The following is a 23,262-nucleotide window of genomic DNA, read 5'->3' as shown; positions in this document are numbered from 1 at the left end:
CCGGTGATGGAGTCGTGGGTTCCGGCGGCGTGGGTTCCGGTGGCGGGGTCGTGGGTGTGGGCTTCGGTGACGGCGTCGTGGGTTCGGGCGGCGTGGGCTCCGGTGACGGAGTCGTCGGCCGGGGTGGGGGAGTGGGGGGTGGTGTGGGTTCCGGCGGCGGAGTCGTCGGCTCCGGCGGTGGGGGTGGGGGAGTGGGCTGGGCAGGTCCCGCCGTCGCGGCTGTAGCGGGGGCATCAGGGTCTGCCACGGCAGTGGTCGCGCCTGTCGGCAGTGTGAGTGCGGCAGCCACGCAGCACGGGCCGACAAGGCGGGAGATCTGTCGCCGGGCGGTTCTGGGCATGGTGTTTCCAGGTGTGCTTCATGATCTGCTGCCCTGCGGGCCGGGCCCGTCAGGCGGCCCGAGGGTCACCGGAGCTCCACAACTCGACGGTGCACAGGCGTTCGAGAACTACTCTTCGCTTCCCCACGGCGTCCCGCAACTCGGGCTCCGTGCCCGGGAGGGGCCGCCCCATCGGCCGGGGACTACGCCCCGGGCCGGGTCGGCCCTCAGCGCCTGTGGCGTGCCCGCCCAGCTTGGAGGTGTGGCTCGGTCCAACGAGAAGGTCGCCGAGCTGTTCCAGGAGTATGCCGACCTGATCTCGATCACCGGCGGGAACACGTGCAAGGCACGTGCCTACGAGAAGCCCGCCCGCGCGATCGGCGGTCACCACGCCGATGTGGACGCACTCGACGTGCAGGGCCTGCAGCGGATCCCGGGTGTCGGCAGAAGGGCCGGATCGGGACGACTCGAACTGGAGCGTCTGCCAGCCCCCGGCCGTGACTCCCATGTGCCCACGGTGGCCTTGAGGTCTTCGTCGAGGCTGTCGAACACGGGTGCTTCCAGCAGAGGCCGGTTGCTGCGAGCAAAGACCAGGCGACCCGAGAATCCCACGGCGGTTCCTCCTTCGAGGTGTTGGGCGCACCTTATGGGTTGCCGCTGACAACGCAGGCATGGCTGGCAGCTGCTCGCGGTCGGTCCGGCTCGTCTGCTGAAACCGCGATAACAGATGAAGGCGGTTCGCCGGACGCGCCGACCGGACCTGAATGCCGATCGGCGCGTCGGTCACCGCGGGCGCGCAGGTATCAAACGAGGTGCCGGGAGAAGAACCTCAGCGAGCTGTCCAGCTCGAACGCCGGCAAGTCCCCGTGTTTGCCGGGATTCGCATGGAGCGTCTTGTCGGCCGAGGCGAAAGCGTCGAACAGCGCCAGGCTCTGGTCGCGCGGCACGCGCTCATCGTCCCACTGCACCAGGAACTCCACCGGGGCCGTGATCCGCGCGGCGTCTGCGCCCGAGGCCGAGGCCCCGCCAAGGCCCAACACGGCGGCGCAGACCCGGGATGCCCATGACCAGCGGACCGTAGCGCAGATTGGCGAGTGGCCCGGCATGCTGCGGGCCGGCCCACTCGCGGGGCCTCGCGGGGGCGGGTGGGAGTGTGCGACGGTGGACGGACAACGAGACCGACCGGCACCACCTTCAGGAGGGCCAGTCTTTCGGGGAGTCGGGCGTTGCCCCCACCACGGGCACCCGGCACCTGCCATCGTCGTCCACCCCACGTCGGGGTGTTTCGTCTTTGGGCTCATCGACCCCCGGGAAAGGGGGCACGCCCACCATGAACATCACCACCACCATCGACGGCACGTCCGCCCGCATCACCCTGTACGGAGACATCGACTTCGACACCCTGCCTCCGGTGCGCGCTGCCGCTGAGGCGCTGCCGGCACAGGTGAGCGACCTGCTGTGGGACCTGAACCACACGGCCTTCATGGACGTCGCCGGCCTCCACCTCCTCTTCACCCCCACCCTGCCGGGCGGATGCCCAAAGCGCCGGATGACCGTCACGGGACTGCGCCATCAGCCGCTCAGGCTGCTGCTCCTGGCCGCCGACGTACACCCCGCCACCTTCGACCTCGCCCGCCTGCTTCCCGACACGCTGCCCACCGACTTCCAGTGAGCGGCCCGCCAACGGCCGTGAGGCCACGGCGAACCGGGAAGCGCAGTGCGCCACCAGGTCGGGGATCTCCTGCCCATTGATCCCGCCCATCACCGTGACGGTGTACTCGCCAGGAGTCCTGCGCGCCGGTCGCCGACGCGGAGGAGGTGATCGCGGTGCGCGTTACTGCTGCGCGCCCGAGAACTTCCCCGGCGCTGTGGAGATCGCCGCCCGCGTCACCGGGAAGTCGGTTTTCGTTTACCCCGGCGTCCCTCATCCGACGCCGGTCAGATCCGCCGGTGGTGGGCGGCCGGGGCCCGGATGGCCGGCGGTTGCTGCCGGTTGGGGCCTCGGCCGATCAGATCGGTGGCGGCGGCACGGACACCGGCGTGACCGGCGGCCAGTGGTGTGGTCGTCGGGGGTGCGAGCCGTGCCGTAGCCGGCGCGGCATGTGCCAGGATCGTGGTGAACCGACGTTCGGGGGCGACGTTTTCGGCGGGGGACGGCATGGAACACGGGGGACGGGCGGTGCCGTGGGCGGCGGTGGTCGCCGCCGGGGTGGTCGGGGTGCTGGCCGTCGCCGCGCTTGCGCTGCGGCCGACCGAAGGGCTGCTGCACTCCGGCAAGGGGCCGCTATGGTGTCAACCGGCTTCGCCAGGACGGCAGTGAGGTCTCCGATGCTCAGGGCGGCGGCCAGGCGGGTCAGCCTGTGGCCTGGTGGCGTGGTCGGCTGTAGTAGGTGATGTAACCGTTGCGTCGAGGAAGCCGACGAAGGTCGGCTCTGATCCACGGAAGTTGCCTGATGTCAGCTGTACGCGGATCGGTGCGCCCCTTGTCAGCGGCTGCTGGCAACATCGCCGCCATGAACGTCATCCGTACCACCCCGCCGCGGCCGGTCGACGTCACCGCGCTCTTCCCCCAACTGGCTCCGCTGGCACGCACCGCAACCCGGTTGCACCCCTACCCCGGGGCTCCGTCACCGCGCGACAGTTCGGTCGGTGGGCCGCTCTTGTGGCCGGCCGACGAGCCCTGGCCCCACTGCGACGGCCCTCATGAAGTGAACGGACTGAACCCGGCGCTGTCCCCGGCGGATGTGCGGCTGGAACGGCGGATCCGTGCCGCCACGCGAGGCAGGAGCCTGACCCCGCAGGAGCGAGAGACCCTCGGCCGGGTCCGTCCCCGGCGGGAGCTGCCGCTGAAACCGGCGGTCGCCCGGCCGTATGAGGGATCCATGGCGATGCTGCCGGTCGCGCAGCTGTACGTGCGGGATGTGCCCGATCTGCACGCACCGTCCGGGGCGGACCTGCTTCAGGTTCTGTGGTGCCCCTTCGACCACCCGATCATGCCCAGGACTGCGCTGTTCTGGCGGTCGGCAGCCACGGTGACCGACATTCTCACCACGCCCCCGGAACCGCCCGCGGTGAAGTCCGACAGCTACCTGCCCGAGCCGTGCCTGCTCAACCCGGAGCAGATCACCGAGTACCCCGACCCCATGGAGTTGAGCAAGGAGGTGCGAGAGCTGCTCGGGGATTGGAGCACGTGGCAGGCAGCCGACGCGGGCGTGGACAGCTCCTACGCGCCCTACCCGGAGGAGTTCTACCGGAACAACCTGTCCGTCGCACCCGGCTGGAAAGTCGGCGGCTGGGCTTCCTGGGGCACCACCGACCCCGACCCCCAGTACTGCCCCGCCTGCGACACCAAAATGGACCCGCTGCTGACCATCGCCACCTTCGAATGGGACGACAGCAACCGCAGTTGGATCCCTGACGAAGATCAAGCCCGCACCAGGGCGTCCTCCACGCGTACTCGCCCGGAGGACCAGGCCGTGATCGATTTCTTCCGAGCCAAAGGCATCGAGGTGCACGCCCGTGGTCGTGTCCGCCGCGATGTCCGCGCCACGCCGCCCGTCACCGACCCCGACCCGAGACAACCGACCGCGGTCCGAATCGGCAGAGGATCCATACAGCAGCTCTACGTCTGCCCGACTTCGCCGGAGCATCCCCACATCGAACTGATGCAGTAGCCGGGCCAGACGGCAACCCGCGATCCACCTGGCGGGACTGAACGTCGCGGGCATCTTCCTCTGGCTGGCCCGGTGTTCCGAACGAAACGGCCCGGCCATCGGCCAACCGCCGGACGGCACACCGCAGTTGCTGCCCGGCGATTCGGCACGTGAGGAACTTGCTCCGGCACTCGCCCGCCTTGCGGCGCCGGGTCCTGTACGCCGTTCAGCGGGTGAGCGCGAATCCGGCGAGCAGAACGCCGATCAGGCAGACGGCGAGGAAGACCTGGTGCCGGCGCGGGATCCCCACCTGGTCCGTGGGCTCACCCCTGCGCCACCGCTCGAGCACTTTCTTGAACAGCTTTCGCTGGGGGAGCAGGCCGAGAGTCAGGCCGATGTGGGCACACGAGTACATGACGAGCGCCCCGGACAAGTCGATGCCCTGCAGCCGGCAGACGACGACCAGCACCGACCCACCGACGACCATGATCATCGGATAGGCGATACGGAACTTCCGCAGGGGGATCCAGCTGCCCAGGGTGCAGCTGGACAGGACGGTGGACGCCACGGCCAGCAGCCACAGCCATCCGATGGGTACGGACGTCAGCATGGGATGTGCCCCTCTGCGTCAGGGTGGAGGGGCCGGCCCCACGAGCCGTTCCCCACTGGTCCGCCTGGTACGCGGCGCGCTCATACGTCCTGCCGGTGCATCCCTCAGTACACCGGCAGCGCCAGCAGTGAACCGGAGTTGAGGACGAACAGCCGGTTGCGGTCGCCCGCGGCCGTACGCGAGCCGCCATCCGTCAGGGGGTACGTCTGAGGCTCGACGTCCGTGCCGTAGCGAGGCAGTCCGCTCACCCCGGTGTCCCCGCTCTCGACGACCCAGACGCTGTTGGCCTGGGCGACCGGCGGCTGCCAGGGCGGAGCCACCCCCGAGACGAAGGACATGGCCGCCTCCTCGGTGCCGTCCGGATTCAGGTGGCGCAGTGCTTCGCTGTCCAGGGCGTAGATCACCCCGCCGGCCACGGTGGGCGGTCCCCAGCCGTAGGCGTCGCCGCGCACGGCGTGGAGCGGGTCGCGCGACCAGAGTTCCTTGCCGTCGCTCGCTCGGACGGCTGCGAAGGTGTGGCCGCCGAGGTAGACCACACCGCCGTCGACGGCCGGGGCCAGGGCGGCCGGGGCCTGGCCCTTGCGCACCCATGCCTTCGCACCGTCGCGGGCGCGCACCGCTACCACGTCACCCGAGCCGCCGCACACCGTCAGGAGCCCTGCGCCCAGCGTCGCGGCCGGACGGCCGGTGAGCGCGCGGGCGGGGGCGCGGGTCCAGAGCACCCGGGCGTCGGCCGTGGACACGCACCGCAGGTCCCCCTCGGACGTCAGGACGTAGACGTGGTCGGCGTCGGCGGTCAGCAGCGAGCTCACCTGCACGTCCGCGGTCCACTTGGCCTCGCCGGTGGAGGCGACGTACGTGCGCAGGACGCCGTCCTTGTCGGCGGTGGCGACCAGCCGGTCAGCGACCGACACGTAGCCGGCGGCGGCGTGCGCCGCGTCGGCCTGCCAGCGCTTCCTGCCGTCCGTGACACCGTGCGCGGCGACCCCGCCGCCCGCCGCCGCGAAGACCACCACGTCCCGCACGGGCAGCGGCGCCGGCGAACCCGCGTCGGCCACGCTCTCCAACGGGCCCCACAGGGGCTGCGGCGTTCCGGTGTCGTCGGCGAGCTCCGCGGCCCGCACCGTCGCGGCCGGCGGCACGTCGAAGGGGTTGGAGGCCGTCGCCCTGCCGCTCGTGAGCCACCACGCCGCGCCGCCCGCGCCGGCCGCCAGTGTCGCGCCGCCGCACGCGAGCGTGAGCAGAAGACGCCGACGCGAGGGGCGGGCGGTGCTCGTGGCGGACGTCGCGGGCCCGGGTCCGGGCTGTCCGGGCCCGGCTCCGGCGCCGCGGCCGGTCATCTCGTCCGCGGTGGTCTCCCGCCGTCGGATGTCGTCGGCCAGCGGCCCGACGGTCCAGAACCGTTCGCTGCCCTTCGGGGGACGGGCGGCTTCGGCGATCTGGCCGGGGAGCGGGCGGGCCGTCGGGTCCTTTGCGAGGCAGGGCTCGATCAACTGCCGCAACGGGTCCGGGACCAAGGCCAGATCGGGCACGCCATGCACCACGTCATACAGCACCGCCGCCACCTGTGCGCCCGCATAGGCCGGCCTGCCGGACGCGGCGAAGGCGAGGACGGCCCCGAGCGAGAAGACGTCGGCAGCAGGCCCGACGCGCTGCCCCAGCACTTGTTCCGGGGCGCCGTATCCGGGCGTGACCGGGATCTGTCCCGTCCGGGTGAGCGTCAGCCCGTGCTCGGGACGGGCGATGCCGAAGTCGATGACGCGCGGTCCACGTGAGGTCAGGACGACGTTCTGCGGCTTGAGATCGCGGTGGACGAGGCCGGTGACATGGATGTCCTGGAGAGTGCCGGCGAGGGACCGGGCCAGCTCGCGCACCAGGGCGTCACCGAACGGCCCGTACTTCTGCACCGCGTCGTCCAGCGTGGGCCCGGCGAGGAACTCGGACGCGATCCACGGCCGTCCCGACTCCGGCTCCGCGGCCAGCACACGCGCCACGCCCTCACTGGTAACCGCGCGGGCGGTCTGCGCCTCGCGGACGAAGCGCTCCGCGAGGTGCCGGTCTCCCGCCAGCTCGGGCAGCAGCACCTTGACCGCGGCCGGCTGCCCTGCCGAGTCCCGCCCGAGGTACACCTTGCCCATGCCGCCCGCGCCGAGCACACCTACGATGCGGTACGGGCCGAGGCGGAGGGGGTCTCCGGGGCCGAGCGGTTGCACGTGATGTCCCTTCAGTTTCCGGGGAGTCAGTCGAGCGGCAGGGCGAAGGTCTCCTTCTCCCTGCGGACGTACAGGCGGTCACGGTCGTGGTCGGCGGTCAGAACGCTCGCGTCGGTCGCCAGCGTCCACACCGCGCGGTGCGTGCGCAGATCGACCGCGCGCAACCCCTTGTCGTCGAGGCTGTAGACGTACTTGTCGCCGACAGCCGGGGGCGCGTCGCGGTTCAGATGCCTGCCCTTGAGGTTCTTCTCCAGCCAGTTGACGGTGCCCGTGGCGGCGTCGACGGCCACGATGCCGCGGTCGCCCTCGGCGGCGTAGAGGACGCCGTCGTGCAGGACGGGCGCCCCGTAGAGCCGGGTCTCGCCCGCGCTGTCGCCGACGTCGCGGAGGTCACCGAAGCGCCACGCGGTTTCGCCGTCGGTGATCCGGACGGCCTTGAGCGCAGCGGCGCCGAAGTAGAGGTGACGTTCGTCGTGGACGACCCGGTCCGGCGGCGCGCCGTCGTAGGGCTCGGACAGCGTCCAGTGCTGCTTGCCGTCCGAGATGCCGTGCACCGCCAGTCGGAGAAACGACAGACCCGAGTCGGACCGGTACAGCACCAGCCGGTCGCCGACGACCGAGCCGCAGAGCATCGGCGGCCGGTTCTCGTCCTGCGGTGCCTCGATGGGCGTGCGCCACCGCACCCGGCCGTCGGACAGATCGACAGCGCACACGTACCAGTTGCTAGCCGAGGCGGCGCGCGCGACCAGGTAGGCGGTCTTCTCGGCCACGCAGAGCACCTGGTTACGGGCCTCGTCGCCGGCGAAGTCCTTCAGTTCGGCCAGCGGTTCGCCGAGCGAACCGTCGGTGGGGTCGATCTCGCACAGGGCCGCCGACCCGCCTTCGTCGGCGTCGCGCAGTGCGTACAACGTCTTGCCGCCCGGGGCGTACCGCCAGGTGTCGGCGATGTTCGCCTGCCAGGTGAGCACACCGCTCTCGGCATTGACACCGCACAGCACGATGCCGGCCGGCATGGCCAGACCGCTGCCGACGGAGAGGACATCGGCGTGATCGGCCGGAATGCGGATGGTGAAGGTCCACAGCCGGGCAGGCGGCTTCGCCTGCTTGGAGACGTTCGCGTGGTCCGTACCGCCTCCGCCGTCGCGGCCGTCCTGGTTCGCGAGCCAGGCCCACACGCCGCCGCCTGTCACACCGGCACCGGCCACCACCGCACCGGCGGTCACGGCGAACAGCCGCCGCCGGGACATGGCCGGGCCGGCCTGCACCGTGTGCGGCAGCATGTCGGGAGGCGGGGGTGGCAGCCGGTGCGGGGGCTCGCGCCACACGCCCTCGGCGCGCCGCGAGATCTCCCGCAGCACGGCGTCCGGCAGGACGTCGGCAGGACGGCGCCCGCCCGAGCCCTCTGCGAGTGCCGCGGCCAGCTCAGCCGTCGTGGGACGCCTCGCCGGGTCCTTGTCCAGGCAGCGGATCAGTACGGGGACCAGGGCCGGCGGGACCCCGCCGAGATCCGGTTCGGCGTACCGGACGCGGTAGAGCAGGTCGGTGGCCTGGCCGGAGCCGAAGGGCCCGTGCCCCGACGCGGCGAAGACGAGCACGCCCGCGAGGGCGAACACGTCGCCCGCCGCCCCGTGTTCGAGGTCCGCGGCCTGCTCCGGCGACATGAAGGCAGGGGTGCCCAGTGCGCCGCCGGCATGGGTGAGGCGTTCCTCACCGACCGCGTGGGCGACCCCGAAGTCGATGATCTTCGGGCCGGAGGTGGTCACCATGACGTTGGAGGGCTTGAGGTCGCGGTGCACCACCTCCGAGCCGTGCAGCCGCCCCAGCCCTTCCGCCAGGGCCGCTCCCAGGACGCGCACGGCGGGTTCCGGCAGCGGCCCCGCGGCGCGCACCGCGTCGTCGAGTGGCGGGCCGAGCACGTACTCGGTCGCCAGCCACGGCCTGGGCGCGGACGGATCTGCGTCGACGACGCCGGCGCCGTACCGCCCGCCCATGACGCGCGCCGCGTCCGACTCCAGCCGGAAACGGGTACGCAGTACGGCGTCCGACGCCAGCCGTTGGTGCAACACCTTGACGGCGACGGTGCGGCCGCCGGCGGTGCGGGCGAGGTAGACCGTGCCCATGCCGCCGCTGCCGAGCCGGGCGAGCAGCCGGTAGGGGCCGACGGAGTGGGGATCGTCGTGAAGAAGAGCGGACAGCATGCGGTTCAGCGCACCTCTGCGGGAAGCTCGGCGGCCAGGACCCACGCCGCCTGCTCGGACAGTGCCGCGACCACACGGCCCGGCAGGGACAAGGGTTCTGTTCCGGCGGTGAGGGTGCCGTACGCGGCGCCGGGTGCCAACTCGCCGAGCAACCGGGCCGGTGCGGGCCGGCCGGCCGGGTCCCGGGACAGACAGGCCGCGATCAGCGGACGCAGCCCGGCGGGCACCTCGTTCCGCTCCGGCACGGTGTGCCCGGTCGCCAGATACGCCAGGACGGCTCCCAGTGCGTGGACGTCACCGGCCGCGTCCACCGGCCCGCCCGTGGCCGCTTCGGGCGCCAGACATCCCGGTTCGAGACCGGGCAGGCCGGCCCGGGGCAAGCCCTCGGGGGCCAGGGAGCGGGTCGCCCCGAAACAGGACAGCAGCGGCCCGTGGGCGGTGAGCAGGACGGAGGCGGGGCTGATGCCGCCGTGCACCAGGCCAAGGACGTGTGCGGAGGCCAGTGTCTCCGCCAGGGCGGCGCCGATGGCACGCACCGTCGCCTCTGGAAGGGGGCCGCCGTGCGCGGCGAGGACGGCGGTCAGCGGCAGCAGAGGGCGGTACGGCGTGGCATGCCAGGGGAACGCGGCACTGCCGCCGAGCTGTGTCACCGGCCAGAACCCGGGCTGGGTCAGCCGGCCGGCCCACTGCGCCTCGGCCGCCCAGCGGCCCGGGTCGGTGCCCGGAAGGGGGAGGCTCACCACCACCGTGCGCGCCCCGTCCGAACTGCGCGCCAGGAAACGGCGCTCCGGCACCCCGTGTCTCGCGCTCTCGGCGTCGAGCCGGGCAAGTGTGACGAACTCCCCGATCCGCGCCGGGTCGTCCTGCCGCAGCCCTTCCACCGCGGTTCCCCCTCAGTGATGTCCTGGTCAGCTGTACCGGCGTGAGAGCCTATCGACGGCCCCGCGAGGGATGTTGCCCGGGGTCGGCACAAGATCGGCTCCGCTCCCACCGGCTCCGACCCGAGCGTCGTGCCCGGCGTGACGCGGTTCCCAGTTGCTGGGGTCACTCGTGCGGTTCTTGACTGACGGGCCGCCAGCAGCTGTGGCACCACTGGGTTGTGCTCGTTCTTGCGCCAGGCGACGGGGACCCGTGTGCGTGCGGTGCCGTCACCTGCGCCGCCCGCACCCTCGGTGGTGGCGCCTGGCTCGCGCTCTGCTGTAGCGGTCCTGAGGCGTGATCCAGATCTTCGCCGGCCTGCCCCACCTGGTCCGCCGGCACGCTCCCCTGCGGCAAGGAGCCTGGATGCGGTTTTGCAACGCTGTTGTGGACGCATGACGTGTCGTGCACTCCTCGTCGGCGGCGTCTCCGTCGCTCCGAAGCCGTCGGCACCCGCACGGCGGCGCGGTGGTGAAACGGACATCCCCTAAGAAGCACATCCCCGGGGCATGGGCCTGGGAGTCACAGTACTCCCAGGCCCTTGACCAGGGTCGACAGCCCGCCGGCCAGGGCGAGCAGTAGGACGAGTTGCCGGGCCCGGCGTTCCGGGACGCGCGCGGCGAGCACCTTGCCGACAACCGCGCCCACCGCCGCGGCGGCCACGGCTGTCGTCCACCCCGTCGGGCCCAGTCGCGGGACGCCGTTGGACGCGATGGAAAAGGTGTTCACGACGATGCCGTAGAACTGGGCGTTCGGCACGAACTCGTGGACGGTCCAGTCGGCGTTCATCGCGTAGAGGGAGAGCGGCGGGCCGCCCAGTCCGGAGGAGGCGTTCATGAAGCCGCCCGCCGCGCCGGCGACCACGGCCCCCTTGGCGCCGGTCAGGGCGGACACGCGCAGGCCACGCATCACCAGCAGCACGGCCAGGGTCACCAGGAGGCCCATACCGACGAGCAGGATGGGCTGAGGCAGACGGGCGGCCACCCACGTCCCGGCCGGGACGGTGCACGCGGAAGCGACGACCAGTGGCACCATCGCCGTGAGCCGCACCCGCCGCCACCCGCCGACGAGCCCGACGGCGCTGATGGCACAGGCCGCGCAGTTGGCCAGAGCGACACCCTGGGACGGACCCAGCAGCAGCACAAGGGCGGGCACGGCGACGAGTGCGAAGCCCATGCCGGTCAGCCACTGCACGCAGGCGCCCACCATGACGATGCTCCCGAGGAGCAGTTGCGCCGTGTCGCCGGTCATGCGCTGTCGCGGGTGCGTTGCAGGTTCACGCCGGTCACGCGCAGCACCGACTCGCCGCTCTGGTCGATGAGCTCGGCGAGCGCGCGGACGATGCCGCGCCGCGGATCGGAGCACGAGAGCCGGGTGCCGGGGGTGTGCAGGCGCAGATGGAGCTGGTCGCCGGGGCGCACGGGCTTGAGACGGCGCAGTTCGTCCGCCCCCGGGCTGCCGGGACTCTTGACCGTCGACGGGTAGTGCCGGGCGAACAGCCGCATCATCAGGGCGACGGTGTGCCACCCGCCGGTGACCGACCCGCCGAACGGCTTCTGCTTCGCTTCGACGGAATCGATGTGGAAGGACTGGGAGGTGAAGCCGGTGATCAACTCCTGTGTGACTGCGACGATGCCGTACTCGTAGGGCGCGCCCGCCGTGTGGTCCTCGGAGTACGGCTCGTCGATGGGGACAGTGACTCCGTCCGTGCCCTGGTGGATGTCCATATCTCCCTGTCCTTGGGATCTGTGGGCAGCAGCGCTGCGGGGAGGAGGCCGAGGAATGCGACTGCGGCCAGGAGCAGCAAGGTGGTTCCTGCAAAGGCGGCAGCCGCACCCGAAGGCGCCGGCACGGGGCGGATCCACCAGCTGCTCCACTTGGCGGCTGCGTTGAGCCAGACCGTCACGGTGGCCGACGTCATCAATGTGGTGGCCGACCAGATCCTGCCCGCGTTCGGCGCCCAGGGCATGGTCGTCTCCGCCGCCGACGCCGGACGCCTGAAGATCACCGGGCACCGGGGTTACGACCCGCGCACCGTTGCACGCCTGAACGGTCTGCCGTTGGACACCGGCCTCACCCCGGTCGGCCGCATCCTGCAAAACGGCGTCCCCGCCTTCTTCGCCGAGCCCGCCGAAATGGCCCGCGCCTACCCGCGGGCATCCGAACTCAGCCACAAGCAGGCCTGGGCGTTCCTGCCCCTGGTGGTCTCGGACCGCCCCGTCGGATGCTGCGTCCTGTCCTACGACCACCCCCACCCGTTCAGCGCCAGCGACCGTGCCGTCCTCGTCTCACTGAGCGGACTCATCGCTCAGGCCATGGACCGAGCGCTCCTGTACGACGCCAAGCACGACCTCGCCCATGGTCTGCAGCAGACTCTCCTACCGGTGACTCTGCCCCGCATCCCCCAGCTCGCCATCGCCGCCCGCTACCTGCCGGCCGCCCACGGCATGGACATCGGCGGCGACTTCTACGATGTGATCCGGCTCAGCGACACCACCGCCGCAGCCGTCATCGGAGACGTGCAAGGGCACAGCATCCACGCCGCCGCCCTCATGGGCCAGGTCCGCACCGCAGTCCACGCCACCGCCGACGCCCGGCCCGGCGAAGTCCTCGCACGCACCAACCGCGTCCTGGTCGACCTCGAGACCGACCTGTTCGCTTCCTGTCTCTACATCCACATCGACCTCGCCGAACGACGCCTCCGCCTTGCCAGCGCCGGACACCCTGCCCCGCTCCTGCACACCCCCACACCCGCACCGCACACCCGCGTGCTGGAGGTGGAGCCGGGTCCCCTGCTCGGCATCGGCATGGGCATCGAGGCCGTCTATCCGGTCACCACCGCACCGCTGCCCGCAGGATCGCTCCTCGCCCTCTACACCGACGGCCTCGTGGAAACCCCGGACACCGACATCACCGAGTCCGTCACCGCACTCGCCCGCCACCTCACCAGCAGCGGCGACCGGCCGCTCGACGACCTGGCCGACTACCTCGTTCACCACGCCATCCCCCAGCACACGCACACCGACGACATCGCTCTGCTTCTGCTGCACAGCCGGTGAGAACTGAACTCCCTGCAGCGCGCCCACTACGAGATGCCGTCCGACCGGGACGACTTCCACCGCATGTACGCCCGCCCGCAGCCGTGCTACGCCGCCACCGTCCTGAGCGACATGAAAGCGCCCAGCACGTCGTACGCCGTCTCTGCAGCCAGCAGCCGCAACCGCGGGCCCGCCCCAGCGTCGAGGCGAGCCTGACTCCGAACAGTTCCACGGCTGCCTGTCGCAGCCGACGGCCAGCTGGTGCGCCCCCGCCGAGCGTCCCCCAGCAGTCCTTGCTTCCGATGCCTGCCGGTTTCCGATCGTCGGGGTCGGCTCACTGCCGGCACGATCCCAGGGCGAGGACCCTGCGGCCGCGTACCAAAGGCCGTGGCGGACCGCGCCGTGCACCATCGCCCCGCCCGACCGACCGCTGACCGGAGGACACCATGAGCGAATTCCCCTCTGGCGTTGCCGGCGATATCGGCCACGCACTCGCGCTGAACCTGCGCACCACGGGCAGAGCAGTTCGGCAAGGACAAACTGCGCTGGTGTGACCTCTGCGCGAGCGTGATCACGGCGCTGAAGCGGATCCACTCCGCGGATCAGGCGACGGCCGTGCGCGTCGCCCGGCGGGCTCTCCAGGAAGCGGCCGACGAGGGCGACAAGCATCCCGTGGCCCTCAAGGAAGAGGCGCTGTGCCTGCGGCACTCGCTGGGCAGGCCGGCGTCCCCGTACGGGAAGTGGTCACAGGAGCATGCGGAGGCGTTCGTGACCGCCGTCCTCCTGGCCGTCGACTGACGCCGGAGCGGCTGCCTAACAAGAGGACCGACCGGGCCCGTGCCGCACGGCCAGCAGGGCCACGTCGTCGTCGTTGTCCGGTGGGCGCGCCCGTGCCAACAACTCGTCGGTGAAGGATTCCAGGGGGCGATGGGCCAAGGCCGCGGCGTGTCGGCGCAGGCGGTCCAGGCCCTCGTCCAGGTTGCGGCCCGGGGACTCGATCAGGCCGTCGGTGTAGAGGATCAGCGTTGCCTCGGGCGGCAGTTCCGCCGTCGCGTCGGGACGGACCTGCTCGGGTGTGACGCCCAGGAGCATCCCGTGGCCGTCGGTCAGATAGCGGGCCACACCCTCGCGGGTGACCAGCAGCGGAGGCGGATGGCCCGCGTTGGTCCAGGACAGCTCGCACTGGCCGGAGGCGTTCTCACTCATACGGGCAAAGACCAGCGTGGCCATGGAAACCTCGGCGACGTCCAGGGTCGCCCGGTCGAGCCACTCCACGATCTTGCTCGGCGGCTTCTGCTGGGACACGGCGTACGCCCGGAGCATGTTGCGCAACTGGGCCATGCCGGCCGCAGCCTCCAGGTCGTGGCCGACGACATCCCCCACGGCGAGGGCGGTGGCGCCGTCCGTCAGGGTGAACGCGTCATACCAGTCGCCGCCGACGTGGGAGGCATCCGGCGCGGGCAGATAGCGGACGGTCATGCTGAGGCCGGGCGAACGCGGGAGCTTCGGCAGCAGATGACGCTGCATGGTCTCGGCGACCTGGCGCTGGCGCTGGTAGAGGCGAGCGTTCTCCAGGGCGAGGCTGGCGCGTCGGGCAATGTCCTCCAGCAAGGCGGTGTCGGTCGCGATGAACCGATCGGGCTGGTCGGCGCGGCCCAGGGTGAGGGCACCCAACACATCGTGCAGGCTGCGGAGGGGCACCATGATGGCCGAGTGCATGCCGGTCGCCTCGAACAGGCGCCGCTGCTCCACCGCAATCCCGGAGTCGGGCGGGCCCTGATAGGTCTCGGGACCGGCGAAGGAGGACGCGACGCCACGCAGGGCGCGGGACAAGGGCATCGGAGACTCCTGCGGCACCGGCGGCATGGGCCCCTGGAGGTCCTCCCGGAACACCACGGTGCCGCCCTCGGCATGGGCGACAGCGAAGCGCAAGACTTCGTCCCGCTCGCCGATCAGGTCGATGACGGCCCAGTCGGCGATGCGAGGCACCACGAGACTGATCAGGCGGCGCAGCGCCTCGTGGATGTCAAGGGTGGACGTCAGCAGGGTGGTCGTCTGGGCGAGCAGAGCGAGCCGTTCCAGCTCGGAGAGCCGTCCGCCGCCCGGTGGCCGCCGGCCGGGCCGCCCGGCTCGCCCCGCGGGGTGGAAGAGGACGAGCGTGGTAGACGGGCGGACACCGATGTCGCAGGGCGTGGCCAGCCATCCCACCGGCAGGAGCGTGCCGTCTCCGCGCTCGAGCCATTCGTCCTCACCCTGCTGCGTGCGCCCGCCGAGGATGCTCTCCCGTATGCGGCACTGGGCCCTCGGCACGGGTTCCCCGCAGCTGGTGCGGTGCAGCAGGTCATGGGCGTCCCGGCCGACCAGATCAGCAGCGGAGCGGGCCAGGAGTTGTTCGCCGCGCGTGTTGATGGCGACGATCAAGCCCTGCTCGTCCGCCAGGTAGGCACCCGTGCCGAGGGTGTCCAGAGCCCTGGCAACCGCTTTCTGCGGGCCATCCGGGCTGATCATTGCTGCCTCCCGTCACCGCCGAAGACGCCTGTGCCACCTCTGCGTCCGGGTTCCCCCGGGGACCCGGGTGACCCTCGCGGCAAGCGAGGGCATCACAACCCCCGCCGCTCAGCTTGACCCCTTCAACGAATTCCACGAACCTCCGGGAGCGCACAGATCGAGCGGGGACCAGCGGGGAATCACGGTGAAAAGCAGCCGCGCCCGACGCGACTACCGTGATGCCTTCTTCCCTGGCCGGCGCGCGAGCCGACCGCAAATACCGCGGCTTCCCAGGCTGAGGGCCCGCCACCCTGCACGCGTCGGTCGTTCGGGACATGGATTCGGTTCGCCGGATCACGAGTCGCGATCACTCCTGGGAGCCGGCCTGTACGGCGGCAGCCTCCAGGAACCGGCGGATGAGCGTCCGCTGTGCGTCGGGGAAGTGGACGAGGCTGACCGGGCTCGGCGGTGCGTCGGTGAGGGGGATGACCCGATGGCGCCCGCCGTGGGCACGGGCAGCCGGCGTCAGCGTCGTGGGGCTTGGCTAGCGCCCCGGCGAGGTGCCTACGGTCACCGAGCCCGTCTCGGGGAGCCCGGCGTCGAGCCGGGCCCGGCGGCAGTATCTGTATCGCCCTGGGCGCGGCCAACACGTTCTCCTTCGAGCTGTTCTCGTGTACCGGATCGGTGTCCGGACCGTAATCGGTCAGGTGAACGACGGTGCGGACCCTGCACCTTGGGGGATCTGCTCCTTGACGCCGTACACCCGCAGCCGGTGACCGGGCAGCGCCCGGGCACCTTTGTACTTGGTGTGGAGCGATGCGAATCCATCGGTGTTGAAGTTGTGGATCACGTCCCGGACCCGGTCCGCGCTGGTGAACGTTCTTCGGCGATCTTCGCCACGGGCATACCCTGGGCGGACACAGCACCATCTGGGCCCGCCACCAGGTCACCACCGAGCCGGTGCCCCTACGGATGATCCGCAGCAGGCGCTTGCCCTCGTCGTCGATCTCGCGGACGCGTACTCGTTCTGCCACCCGGACAGCCCGGCGGGACGGCGCTTGCCGGACCAGGAGGTGACATCGGTTGGTCAGCCCGCTGTCGGGCCCTGCGGGACCCGCGTTCGCGTGAACCCGTGCCTCCGCTCCACTTTCGCCACATGCAGCGTGTAGCTCTGGCACCATTCCGCCTGCCCACGCTTTTGCGCCGCGCGGTGCTCGGCGTTGCTCCGCCACTCCGCGAGGGCCTCGGCGTCACGGAAGTACCCCGACGGTGATGCCCAGCCCGCCAGGAGTCTGCGCGTGGTCCATCCCCAGGAACCCAGGGACGTCTTTCACCAGGTCTTACATGCGTGCATTGGTCTCGCTGCAGCTGCTCTGGTCCGGGGTTCGCACCGTAGTGAAGACAGCCACGTCGTAGCAGGGTTCATACGCCTTGACGGGTGCGAGAGGTGGTTCCTTGTGATCGCTCATGGCAGCTGCGCGGAGTCACCAGGCCGGATTCGTAGGCGAGGACCACGAGCTGGGCGCGGTCGCGGGCGTGGAGCTTGGCCATGGCCCGGTTGATGTGGGTCTTGGCGGTCGCCGGGCTGATGACCAGGCGGTCGGCGATCTCGTCGTTGGACAGTCCGTGTGCGGCCAGTGCGACCGCCTCGCGTTCGCGGCTGGTCAGTTCCTCCAGCCCGCTGCCGATGCGGGCGGGCGGCGGCTGGGTGACGTATCGATCGATGAGCTTGCGGGTGATGGCGGGTGCGAGCAGGGCGTCACCGCGGGCGGCGACGCGTACGGCGTGCAGGAAGTCCTCCGGCAGGATGTCCTTGACCAGGAAGCCGGCGGCGCCGGCGCGCAGCGCGTCGAAGACGTACTCGTCCATGCCGTAGTTGGTCAGCATGACGACGTGTACACCGGCCAGGGCGGGGTCCGCGGCGATGCGCCGGGTCGCTTCGATGCCGTCCATGAGAGGCATCTGGATGTCGATGAGAGCGACGTCGGGCAGCAGCTCCTCGACGAGCGCGAGGCCCTCTTGGCCGTCGGTGGCCTCGGCCACCACCTCGATGTCGTCCTCGAGGTCGAGCAGCGCGCGGAAGCCGCTGCGGATGAGCGGCTGGTCATCGACCAGCAGGACCCGGATCACGAGGCTCCGTTCGTGGGGAGTTCGGCCTGGACGGTGAAGCCGCCCGCGCTGCGCGGCTCGGTGCGCAGGCGGCCGCCCAGGGCCGTGACGCGTTCGCGCATGCCGAGCAGCCCGAGCCCGGGCGTCGGCGCGGGGTGCAAGGCGGCCTTTCCGTTGTCGTCGACGCGGACGGCGAGGGCGTCCGACCGGTAGTCGATGAGCACCGAGGCAGTGGTGGCCGCGGCGTGCCGGGCCACGTTGGTGAGCGACTCCTGAACGATCCGGTAGGCGGTGCGGCCCACCGCGGCCGGCACAACCTGCGGATGTCCTTCGATCGTCAGCGTCGTCTCCAATCCGGTCCCTCGGAACCGTTTCACCAGGTCGGGGATATGGTCGAGTCCGTGCGGCGGGGTGGTGTCGTCGTCGCGCAGCGCCTCGAGGGTCGCACGCAGCTCCCGGCTCGCCTCCCGGCCGGCTTCCTGGATCGCGAGCAGGGTCTCCGGCACCTGATCGCCGCGGCGCCGGGCCACGTGGACGGCGACCTCGGACTGCACCTTGATGACCGAGATCTGGTGGGTGAGCGAGTCGTGCAGCTCCCGCGCGATGCGCAGCCGCTCCTCGTCTGCCCGGCGGCGCGCGGTCTCCTCGCGGGTGCGCTCGGCTTCGTCCGCCCGCCGTTCGGCCTGCCGCACTGCCTCCCCGGCGGCGAACGCGGCGATCAGCCAGGCGAGCTCAAGGGTGCTCCGGGCCTGCGCCACGACCTCGCGAGGTGGCCCGTCATGAAGGACCAGGGCCGTGAGGTGGAGCACGGCCAGCAGGCCCACGGAGACAGCCAGCGTGACGGAGCGGTGCCCGGCACGTACCGCGCCGTAGACCGCGACCAGGTAGGAGACGGCGAGCGCCTCGAACCCGGCCCCCAGGTAGCCCACCGCGCATATCCCGGTGACGGACAGGACCACGAGCGGCGCTCGGCGGCGCGCGGCCAGCGCCAGCCCGCCGACCGCCAGCAGCGCGGAGCCAAACAGCTCGCTGCTGCCTGCCGGGTGGGGCCCGGACAGCCCGGTGCCCAGCAGCAGTGCTGCCACGCCCACGGCGATCGCCCAGTCGGTGACTCCGGCCGGGACAGCGAACCGTCCTTTGTCCATGGGTGCACCGTAGCCGGACCCGGTTGTGGGCGAGTCCGACTCATGGACGAGCGGTCGGCTACCGCGTCTGCGGTACCCGCGCGCCGCCTGCCGCATCCGCGGTATCCGGATGCCGCAACGGCGGCAGCGGGAAGTGCCTGCATCTGCTGGACGACCGGCAGGAGGGCCGGCGCGCATGCTCTCAAGGCACATCGGACCTCGGAAGCAGCGACGGAGAAGGAGGAAGCGGTATGAGTGCTTCAGCAGCACTGATGGCGGCCGCCGAGGGCGGGATCATCGGCGACGGGCGGACCGGCGCCAATCTGGCCCTCGGAGTGGGGGCGCTCGGGCTGGCCATCGGCCGGCTGGCCCTGGCCCGCGCCGGCCGCCGGATCAGCACCGGCAACGCGCGCACCGGCGGGATGGTGGCCATCGCGGTGGGAACGGTCGGCACGCTTCTCGCGGTGCTGCACCTGGCCACCGCCAGCGGCGGTCCCGGCACCGGCAACGGACTCGTCGGCGCCATCGTGGCCGTCCCGCTGGGGCTGGGCGCCGTACTCCTCGGCCGCCGGGCTCTGACCCGCTACCGCCGCGCCGGCCGGCCGGCCGATCGGATGACCGTCTGACCGCCACCCGGTCACGACGTGCGTGCGGCCACCGCGCGCCGTACCCCATAGGCGGCGACGCCGACGGCCGGCACCGCAGCCCTGGAGACCATTGAGGACAGGGGGAGGGCGAAGGCCAGGAGCAGGCAGCTCGCCGGCCCGACGGCGGGGACGAGGCGGTGGGGGAGGCCCTCGTCGGGGGTGAGGGTCCAGGCGGACGCGTTGGCGACGACGGAGTAGACCAGGACGCCGAAGGAGGACAGCCCGATCGCCCAGCCTACGTCCCCGTCGCGGTCGCCACAGCCACGACGGCGCCGACGAGGAGCTCTGCGCGGTGCGGAACTGGAACGTGGGGTGGACGGCGGTCAGGGCGTGGGGCAGTTGCCGGTCGCGGGCCATGGCCAGGGTGGTGCGGGAGACGCCGAGGATCAGGGCGAGCAGGGAGCCGAGTGCGGCGACAGCCGCGCCGACGCGTACGACGGGGACCGGCCGGTCGGCGCCCGCGGCCCGCGCGGCGTCCGACAGCGGCGCGGTCACGCCTCGGCCGGCCCGTCCGGACCCAGCACCATCAGGACCGAGACCACGACGACGGTGTGGACGACGAGGGTGATGTCCAGCGCGATCAGGATCGCCCGCGGGATGATTCGGGCCGGGTCGCGGACTGCCGGCAGCTCCCAGCAGCAGCTCGATGCTGTCACGGGCGCCGGATTGCTGCAGAGCCTGGCCATCGAGGTGGTGCCGACCACGTCGACGTCGTCGTCCCGTCGGCGGACTGTTCGCAGGCCGATGGGAGGCCGGGACGAACCGACCACGGCATGAATCGTCCGCCGCGCGGCGCAACCGGCCGGGTTGCGACTGTCGGGCTTGGAAACCCGGTATCGCTGTCACGAGTGACCAGTTGAAGATGGTGGCATGGATGCGCAGAAGGTGACCTTGCGGAAAATGACGCCGTCGGAGTACGACGTGGCGACTGAGCATCGTGAAGCCGAGACGGCTCGTGAACTCGGCAAGTTCATGCCCCAAGAGCTGGCGCGAGAGCGGGCTCGTCAAGGCACAGCTCAGTTTCTCCCGGACGGGCTCGACACGGCTGGTCATCATCTCGTGGTGGCGGAGAACGGTTCGGGCGAGGTCGTCGGGAACGCGTGGATCGGTCCGGATCCGCGCCAGGCTGCGGGCACCACCAGCTCAGCCTGGCTGTACGACATCAACGTCTTCGCGCCGTTCCGGCGCCACGGATACGGATCCGCCATCCTCGCCGCCGCCGAAGAGCTCGTTGCCCGCGAGGGCAAGACCTCACTCAATCTGAACGTAGTCGGGGACAACGCGATAGCCATTGCCATGTATCAGCGCAATGGCTATGAAGTGTCGTCGATGTACCTATCTAAGAGCGTGCAGAGATAGATCAGCCGGTGGGTGTCTGCTTTTCGTCCTGCCGGGGACAGCAGCTCGGCACCCGGCAGGAAGGACTCCGACGGCAAGCGGCCGGCTGGTGCGGCGCGCCGGGGCCTCGGATGGACCGAGGTGCACCAACACCAAGCTGTTGCGGTCCTCACCCTGGAAAGACAACGCTGAAAGGGCTCGATCGGCCACGACCGGTACCGGCTTCTGACGCCTACGCGTCCGCTGAGAATGCCGGGCGGGCATCCACGAAGCGTTTCTCGGACTCGCTGCTGCCTGGTCACCCAACGACACCTCAGCTCACTGCACCAACCGTTGTAACGGGCAGGTCCGCCAGCTTGGCTCTCAGCGGGCCACCGCAAGGGTCACTGATCACTTGCGCCAAGGGCAGCTCCCGGCCGAAGTGGTTGCAGGGCCCGGTCTGTAGGGTGCGGCACCATGACTCCTGACGTGCCTCGGCACCCGAAGCACGGTGGCGCTGCCAGCTGGGAAGACCTCGTCGCCCGATACGCGTGGACCGATGCCGACGAGCCCGATGCGTACACCTTCTCCGCGACCGCGGGGAAGACGGAGGACGAGGTGATCCGGGCGTTCGGTGGCGATCCCGGAGCGTCACGGCTGATGACGTTTGCCGAGACCGTCGAAGAGCAAGCAGCTCACCTCTATGAGGACTACGAGCTCCTTCGTGTGCTCACCGTCGACCGGCACGTCATCGCCATCGAATGGGGCTACCACGGCAGCATCCCGGAGGTCGCCAGACGCACGTCCGCTGACGGAGGCGAGTTCTTCAGCGTCCACCGGAATGTGAACGCCAGGTACCAGGTCATGCACGCACTCGACGGCCGCGTAGACGGCATGTTCGACCCCTTCGAACTTCAGGACGCGGCCTGGATGGACCCGGAACCGGAGCTCCCCACCTGGGCAGAAGGCGTCGACTTCCACATGGAGACCCTGTGCGCCGAGTCCTTCGCGCTCATGGAGCGCACCATGGGTGTGGCCATCGATCCCGGGTGGATGGACGCAGCGCTTCGCACCGTGCTGCTCGCCTCGCCTTCTGAGCTCTTCGGCCGATCGGAGGCGCCATGGCTCCCATGAACACGGTATGGGCTGTCAAAAGGGCCTCCGCCACCGACATCAGCGGCTGACACCAACAGGCGCGAACAGCGGCTGTAGGCGGCGCATACCAACGGGACGATTAGTCGAAGCTCCCAACGGCTACGACACGGCCCCCGGGACCGATCCACCCCATTATGTGAGCCATTATCAGGCCACTGGATCCCGGTCGTGTCCATCACCTCGCGGGCCCTCGTCACCGCCACGCACATCAGACGCGCCTCCGCCGCATGTACTCCACATGCCCCGGCTTCGTCCGCCGTCGGCGTGAACCCGTCCCCGATCCGCACCCGCCTCCACTCGCGCCCGGTCCTCGTCGACCATCTGCTTCACCGCTGCCGTGATCTGCTGCGGTCCGTAGGTATCGACCAGCTCTACGATCGCCTTCAACTCCGCCGCCGCGGAGTCATGCTCGGCGTACTCCCCAGACGCCCCCCAGATGCAGACCATGTTGCAGGTCGAGACGCTTCGGCGGCCGGCCACTCCACACCTTGGCGATCAGGACCTCCCGACCACAGCAGGTCACAGGCTTGCTGGCTGTGTGCGCGAGTTGCTGCGACGTCGTTTGTCGGCGGGTCCGCGGCAAGGAAGGGTCGCAGCAGGACGGCGCCACGCGATCGGTCGGGGGCAGCGCCCGACGCGGTGTACTACGCCCGTGGTCGAATGACTCCAGCGGCACACCGATGACTGGCTCGCCTGCTTCGCCGCGCGGGGGCACCCGGCAGCACGGTCGCTGGCCGCAGGTGTTGAGGGCGCCGTCTACCCACTGGGCGGGGTTGTGGACGGGTCGCCAGACGGGTGCGGCGGGCACGTGCTGGTGGAGCTGGGCGTAGGCGTGGATCTTGGCGGCGAGGCGTTCGGGGCCCACGGTAGGTCGACTTCCACGAAGGCCCGCAGCATGGTGCCGTCCTCATTGCCTTTGGCGCCGTGCCGGTAGTAGAGCAGGGCGTCGGGGATGACGGCCTCGCCGCTCCCGAGCGGGTGGTGGACCTCCGGGGTCCAGTCCAGTGGCCGGCAGAGGGCTCCGCGGCGCCGGGCGTCCCGCACGAAGGCCAGACCGGTCTCCGTGACGGTCAGGCTGTGTCCGACCCGCAGCCGTCCGGCCGTCCGGTCCGCCACCGTCCTCAAGGGCTGCCAGTGACGCAGCCCGGGCCACTCGGAGGCGACCTGGGCTCCGTACTTGGTGACGAACCAGACCCACGTGCGGCCGGCCTGCAGCAGCGTGACACGGTCGATCAGCCCCTCGCTGCGCAGCTTGACCAGCCGCCGCCGTGTCTGCTCGATCCGCACCCTGGGCGTGAGCAGCAGGTGCCCCTCCGTCGAGGACAACACCGAGCGATCGCCCACCGCTGCCGCTACCGAAGAAGAACCAGCTCAGGCAACGATTTCTGACTGGAGTACTAGTACTCCAGCAGGATTTCGCTGTCTGACCTGCGGATTTCGCCGGGCGGCTGGAGTGTAGTGGGCCGCGGAGTGA

Annotated in this window: 17 protein-coding genes and 6 pseudogenes; 9 read left to right on the top strand and 14 right to left on the bottom strand. The window is 70.9% G+C overall.

What is annotated here, in order from left to right; all coding sequences use genetic code 11:
- Positions 1-581: 581 nt before the first annotated feature.
- Positions 582-767: pseudogene (locus IE260_RS43275) on the top strand (helix-hairpin-helix domain-containing protein); the annotation flags it as partial.
- Positions 768-1,122: 355 nt separating this feature from the next.
- On the opposite strand, the pseudogene IE260_RS37720 reads toward IE260_RS43275, so the two are convergent.
- Positions 1,123-1,374: pseudogene (locus IE260_RS37720) on the bottom strand (alpha/beta hydrolase); the annotation flags it as partial.
- A gap of 275 nt (positions 1,375-1,649) precedes the next feature.
- On the opposite strand from IE260_RS37720, the gene IE260_RS37715 reads away from it, so the two are divergent.
- The 3 genes from IE260_RS37715 to IE260_RS37705 all read left to right on the top strand — a co-directional run bounded on the left by IE260_RS37715 (position 1,650) and on the right by IE260_RS37705 (position 3,993).
- On the top strand, positions 1,650-1,991 hold the full coding sequence (locus IE260_RS37715; protein WP_189880391.1) for an STAS domain-containing protein: 342 nt from the start codon (positions 1,650-1,652) through the stop codon (positions 1,989-1,991).
- A 165-nt stretch (positions 1,992-2,156) separates the two neighbouring features.
- Entirely contained in the window at positions 2,157-2,363 is a 207-nt protein-coding gene (locus tag IE260_RS43270; RefSeq protein ID WP_373303461.1) for a homocysteine S-methyltransferase family protein, read from the top strand.
- Positions 2,364-2,832: 469 nt separating this feature from the next.
- Positions 2,833-3,993 (top strand): hypothetical protein, encoded by a 1,161-nt coding sequence (locus IE260_RS37705; RefSeq protein WP_189880389.1) that lies wholly within the window; start codon positions 2,833-2,835, stop codon positions 3,991-3,993.
- Positions 3,994-4,198: 205 nt separating this feature from the next.
- Here IE260_RS37705 and IE260_RS37700 read toward each other — a convergent pair whose 3' ends face one another.
- From IE260_RS37700 to IE260_RS37675, 6 genes are all read right to left on the bottom strand, one after another.
- Complete coding sequence (locus IE260_RS37700; RefSeq protein ID WP_189880387.1) at positions 4,199-4,582, bottom strand: hypothetical protein; 384 nt, start codon at positions 4,580-4,582, stop codon at positions 4,199-4,201.
- A gap of 104 nt (positions 4,583-4,686) precedes the next feature.
- Positions 4,687-6,795 carry a serine/threonine-protein kinase gene (locus IE260_RS37695; protein ID WP_189880385.1) on the bottom strand — a complete coding sequence of 703 codons (2,109 nt, stop codon included), beginning with the start codon at positions 6,793-6,795 and terminating at the stop codon, positions 4,687-4,689.
- A 26-nt stretch (positions 6,796-6,821) separates the two neighbouring features.
- Positions 6,822-8,993: a serine/threonine-protein kinase gene (locus tag IE260_RS37690; RefSeq protein WP_189880383.1), complete on the bottom strand. Its 2,172-nt coding sequence runs from the start codon at positions 8,991-8,993 to the stop codon at positions 6,822-6,824.
- Positions 8,994-8,998: 5 nt separating this feature from the next.
- Positions 8,999-9,874 carry a protein kinase family protein gene (locus tag IE260_RS37685; RefSeq protein ID WP_189880382.1) on the bottom strand — a complete coding sequence of 292 codons (876 nt, stop codon included), beginning with the start codon at positions 9,872-9,874 and terminating at the stop codon, positions 8,999-9,001.
- Positions 9,875-10,433: 559 nt separating this feature from the next.
- Positions 10,434-11,162 carry a sulfite exporter TauE/SafE family protein gene (locus tag IE260_RS37680; protein WP_189880380.1) on the bottom strand — a complete coding sequence of 243 codons (729 nt, stop codon included), beginning with the start codon at positions 11,160-11,162 and terminating at the stop codon, positions 10,434-10,436.
- Positions 11,159-11,638, bottom strand: a complete 480-nt coding sequence (locus IE260_RS37675; RefSeq protein WP_189880379.1) for a MaoC/PaaZ C-terminal domain-containing protein — start codon at positions 11,636-11,638, stop codon at positions 11,159-11,161. The genes IE260_RS37680 and IE260_RS37675 overlap by 4 nt, the downstream gene beginning before the upstream one ends.
- 99 nt (positions 11,639-11,737) lie before the next feature.
- Here IE260_RS37675 and IE260_RS37670 point away from each other — a divergent pair.
- Positions 11,738-12,970: pseudogene (locus tag IE260_RS37670) on the top strand (PP2C family protein-serine/threonine phosphatase); the annotation flags it as partial.
- 546 nt (positions 12,971-13,516) lie between these two features.
- Entirely contained in the window at positions 13,517-13,747 is a 231-nt protein-coding gene (locus IE260_RS37665) for a hypothetical protein (RefSeq protein WP_189880377.1), read from the top strand.
- A gap of 15 nt (positions 13,748-13,762) precedes the next feature.
- Here IE260_RS37665 and IE260_RS37660 read toward each other — a convergent pair whose 3' ends face one another.
- The 5 genes and pseudogenes from IE260_RS37660 to IE260_RS37645 all read right to left on the bottom strand — a co-directional run bounded on the left by IE260_RS37660 (position 13,763) and on the right by IE260_RS37645 (position 18,690).
- Entirely contained in the window at positions 13,763-15,457 is a 1,695-nt protein-coding gene (locus IE260_RS37660) for a SpoIIE family protein phosphatase (RefSeq protein ID WP_189880375.1), read from the bottom strand.
- A gap of 766 nt (positions 15,458-16,223) precedes the next feature.
- A pseudogene (locus IE260_RS42905) lies at positions 16,224-16,470 on the bottom strand (helix-turn-helix domain-containing protein); the annotation flags it as partial.
- A 53-nt stretch (positions 16,471-16,523) separates the two neighbouring features.
- Positions 16,524-16,905 (bottom strand): annotated as a pseudogene (locus IE260_RS42270) (antibiotic biosynthesis monooxygenase family protein).
- Positions 16,859-17,566 carry a response regulator gene (locus tag IE260_RS37650; RefSeq protein WP_189880373.1) on the bottom strand — a complete coding sequence of 236 codons (708 nt, stop codon included), beginning with the start codon at positions 17,564-17,566 and terminating at the stop codon, positions 16,859-16,861. Before IE260_RS37650 ends, IE260_RS42270 begins: the two are co-directional and overlap by 47 nt.
- Complete coding sequence (locus tag IE260_RS37645; RefSeq protein WP_189880371.1) at positions 17,563-18,690, bottom strand: sensor histidine kinase; 1,128 nt, start codon at positions 18,688-18,690, stop codon at positions 17,563-17,565. Before IE260_RS37645 ends, IE260_RS37650 begins: the two co-directional genes overlap by 4 nt.
- 230 nt (positions 18,691-18,920) lie before the next feature.
- On the opposite strand from IE260_RS37645, the gene IE260_RS37640 reads away from it, so the two are divergent.
- On the top strand, positions 18,921-19,295 hold the full coding sequence (locus tag IE260_RS37640; protein WP_189880369.1) for a DUF6223 family protein: 375 nt from the start codon (positions 18,921-18,923) through the stop codon (positions 19,293-19,295).
- 11 nt (positions 19,296-19,306) lie between these two features.
- On the opposite strand, the pseudogene IE260_RS37635 reads toward IE260_RS37640, so the two are convergent.
- Positions 19,307-19,936: pseudogene (locus IE260_RS37635) on the bottom strand (amino acid permease); the annotation flags it as partial.
- Between the two features lie 250 nt (positions 19,937-20,186).
- On the opposite strand from IE260_RS37635, the gene IE260_RS37630 reads away from it, so the two are divergent.
- A complete protein-coding gene (locus IE260_RS37630) occupies positions 20,187-20,675 on the top strand; it encodes a GNAT family N-acetyltransferase (protein ID WP_189880367.1) in 489 nt (162 codons plus the stop codon).
- 435 nt (positions 20,676-21,110) lie between these two features.
- Positions 21,111-21,767: a DUF6461 domain-containing protein gene (locus IE260_RS37625; protein WP_189880365.1), complete on the top strand. Its 657-nt coding sequence runs from the start codon at positions 21,111-21,113 to the stop codon at positions 21,765-21,767.
- A 777-nt stretch (positions 21,768-22,544) separates the two neighbouring features.
- On the opposite strand, the gene IE260_RS42265 is transcribed toward IE260_RS37625, so the two are convergent.
- Positions 22,545-23,117: a replication-relaxation family protein gene (locus tag IE260_RS42265; protein ID WP_229881713.1), complete on the bottom strand. Its 573-nt coding sequence runs from the start codon at positions 23,115-23,117 to the stop codon at positions 22,545-22,547.
- Between the last annotated feature and the right edge of the window lie 145 nt (positions 23,118-23,262).

The organism is Streptomyces viridiviolaceus (assembly GCF_014650995.1).
GTDB classification, from domain to species: domain Bacteria; phylum Actinomycetota; class Actinomycetes; order Streptomycetales; family Streptomycetaceae; genus Streptomyces; species Streptomyces viridiviolaceus.
The sequence above is the reverse complement of the archived record's forward strand: the minus strand, read 5'-3'. Positions and strand labels throughout refer to the sequence as shown.